Genomic DNA, 3,006 nt, shown 5'->3' on the forward strand with positions numbered 1-3,006 from the left:
CGCCGCGCGGCCGCGTCGTCGGCGTCCAGGGGGACGATCGCACCGGCGCGTGCCAGCACCGGGACGGTCGCGAGGTCGCGGTGCAGCTCGAGCCGGCGGTCGCCGTCGTAGACCTGCTCGGTCAGCACGTCCACCCAGGTGCCCGGCGGGATCCAGGCGGTCACCGAGCCGAGCATCGTCCGCGGGTCGCGCGGCGCGGTGATCGGCGCGACCAGCAGCTCGCTGCCGAACAGGTAGGGATTGCGCAGCTCGTAGGCGTCCTCGACGTCCGGGTGCTCCCAGTACAGCGGCTGCACGAGCGGCTCGCCGTCGCGGGCGGCCCGGTGGTTCATCGTGTGCAGGTACGGCAGCAGGCGGTGGCGCAGGCGCAGCCAGGACGCCATGACCTGGCGCGCCTCGACGTTGAACCGCCACGGCTCCTTGCTGTTGAACGGGTTGTTGCTCGAGTGCAGCCGGGTGATGGGGCTGAGCACGCCGAGCTGCACCCACCGCGTCGCGAGCTCGTCGTCGCGGCGTCCGCCGTAGTGACCGCCCACGTCGTGGCTCCACCAGCCGAAGCCGATGTTGGACGCCGTCGAGGTGAAGTACGGCTGGAAGTCCAGCGACGCCCAGCTGATGACCGAGTCGCCGGAGAAGCCCACCGGGTAGCGGTGGCTGCCCGGGCCGGCGTAGCGCGAGAACGTCAGCGGGCGGCGCCCGCCGCGGGCGTTGTCGAGGAAGTGGAGGTGGTTGAGCATCCACAGCGGGTCGAGGCCGGCCACCCGGGAGTGGGGGCCGGACTGCCAGTCGATCCACCAGAAGTCGACGCCCTGGTCCTCCAGCGGGCGGTGGAGCAGGTCGAAGTAGGCCCGGACGAACGCGCGGTCGGTGACGTCGAAGGCCACGGGCGCCCCGGCCTCGGGGTCGTGGCCGAGCGCCCGGGCCACCGCGACGTAGGCGTCCTCGTACTGGCGCACGCCGTCGGCCGGGTGGACGTTGAGCGTCACGTGCAGGCCGCGCCGGTGCAGCTCGGCCAGGAAGGCGTCGGGGTCGGGGAACAGCTCGCGGTTCCAGCTGTAGCCGGTCCAGCCGCTGCCGTGCACGGGGTCGACGTCGACGTGGTGCCAGTCCATGTCGAGCACCGCGACCGACAGCGGCACGCGCTCGGCCTCGAAGCGGTCCATGAGCGCGAGGTACTCGTCGGCGGTGTAGGCGTGGTACCGGCTCCACCAGTTGCCGAGCGCGAACCGCGGCAGCAGCGGCTGGCCGCCGGCGACGGCGTACAGCGCCTTCACCGCCTCGCGGTGGTCCAGGCCGTAGGCGAACACGTAGACGTCCTGGCGGCTCCCGTCGCGCGGCTCGACCCAGCCGTCGTCGGTGAGCACCGGCGTCGTGGAGTCGTCGATCACCCCGTAGCCCCAGCGCGACACGACGCCGGGCTCGAGCTCGATCTCGCCGTCGGCCCGGTCGAGCGTCCGCGCGGTGCCCCCGAAGTCGGCTACGTCCTCGCCGTAGCGCCACACCGAGTGGTAGTTGCTGACGCCGCCGCGCACCTGGACGCTGAGCCCGCTCGTGCTGAACGGACGCCGGTCGTAGGTGAGGTGCAGCCGGCGGGTGACGACCTCCAGGACGTCGCCGTCGCGCACCTCGAAGTCGGGCACGGGCTGGCGGCGGTGCAGCGCGAAGGCGCTGGCCCGGTCCTCGAAGCGTCCGTCGGCGGCGTGCTCGAGGCGCACGAGCCCGTCGGTCAGGACGGTGATGCGGAACGTGTCGCCCTGGACGACGGCCTCGGGATGGGCCACGGGACTGGTCGGCCGGAAGTGCTCGAGGTGCTCGGCGGTCACCTCTCCACGTTCTCACGCGGACGCCCGGCGTTCACCTGGATGGGGTCACGCGCGGGGCGCCGGTGTGGAAGCATGGGCGGGCCCCGCACCCCGAGCCCCAGGAGCACCGCGCCGCATGGTCCGTCTCGCCGTCGTCGTGCCCACGTACCAGGAGGCCGAGAACGTCGTCCCGCTGCTCGACCGGCTGGCCAAGGTCGCCGGCGAGCACCCCGACGACGCGCTGCGGGTGCTCGTCGTCGACGACTCCTCCCCCGACGGCACCGCCGCGCTCGTGCGCGGCCTCGCCCCCGAGCTGGCCGACCGCGGGCTGCGGGTCGACGTGCTGGAGCGGGCCGAGAAGAACGGCCTCGGCCGCGCGTACGTCGAGGGCATGCAGCACGTCCTGGCCGGCGGGGACGTGGACGCGGTGCTGCAGATGGACGCCGACCTGTCGCACCATCCCGCGTACGTCCACGACTTCCTCGCCCACGCGCGCGCCGGCGCCGACCTCGTGGTCGCCTCGCGCTACGTGCCGGGCGGTGCGACGCCGGACTGGGGCTGGCACCGCAAGGCCCTGAGTCGCGGCGGCAACTGGTACGCCCGCCTGCTGCTGGGCCACCGCCTCTCGGACTACACCGGCGGCTTCAACCTCTACGCCGCCGACCTGCTGCGCCGCATGGACCTCACCTCGGTCGGCTCCGCGGGGTACGCCTTCCAGATCGAGATGAAGACGCGGGCGCTGCGGCTCACCGAGCGGGTCGTGCAGGTGCCGATCGTCTTCCTGGACCGCACCGCGGGCTCGTCGAAGATCCCGCGCTCGACCCTGCTGACGTCGCTGCGGCTCGTCACCCGGCTCGGCCTGCGTCGTCTGCTCGGCCGCTAGGACGCCGGCGCCGACCGCGCCGCGAGCGGCGGTCGCTCGGGCTGCTCCGGCGACGGCGTGGGGTCGCGTCGGGGGCCCGGACCGACCGCAGGTCACCGCTCCGGGACGGGACGCGTGTGGGAGCATGGAGCCGCCCCGCCTCCGTAGCTCAGGGGATAGAGCACCGCTCTCCTAAAGCGGGTGTCGCAGGTTCGAATCCTGCCGGGGGCACCACCCGCACGACCTCAGGCCGGGCCGGCGTCCAGCCGCTCGGCCGCCGTCCGCAGCGCCCGGAGCGTCTGCCGCACCGCCGGCACCTGGCCGGTGTTGCGGCGGGTCAGG

2 protein-coding genes and 1 tRNA gene are annotated in these 3,006 nt (G+C 73.7%); 2 read left to right on the plus strand and 1 reads right to left on the minus strand.

Features of this window, described 5'->3' with window-relative positions; translation table 11 throughout:
* Positions 1-1,823 (minus strand): glycoside hydrolase family 31 protein (locus AC2W7G_RS12615; protein ID WP_485868745.1); only part of this gene is annotated, 1,823 nt, incomplete at its 3' end.
* A gap of 115 nt (positions 1,824-1,938) precedes the next feature.
* Here AC2W7G_RS12615 and AC2W7G_RS12620 point away from each other — a divergent pair.
* Both AC2W7G_RS12620 and AC2W7G_RS12625 read left to right on the plus strand, forming a co-directional pair.
* The gene (locus AC2W7G_RS12620; protein WP_485868746.1) at positions 1,939-2,685 is read left to right on the plus strand and encodes a polyprenol monophosphomannose synthase; all 747 of its coding nucleotides are present in this window, start codon (positions 1,939-1,941) and stop codon (positions 2,683-2,685) included.
* A 137-nt stretch (positions 2,686-2,822) separates the two neighbouring features.
* Positions 2,823-2,898, plus strand: a tRNA-Arg gene (locus tag AC2W7G_RS12625).
* The last annotated feature ends 108 nt before the right edge of the window (positions 2,899-3,006 follow it).

The organism is Aeromicrobium sp. PFPM2_SD2, assembly GCF_057364525.1.

What these genes read in the sequence shown, in the direction of transcription:
- AC2W7G_RS12620 (WP_485868746.1), top strand. Translation starts at nt 1,939, where the DNA reads ATGGTCCGTCTCGCCGTCGTCGTGCCCACGTACCAGGAGGCCGAGAAC.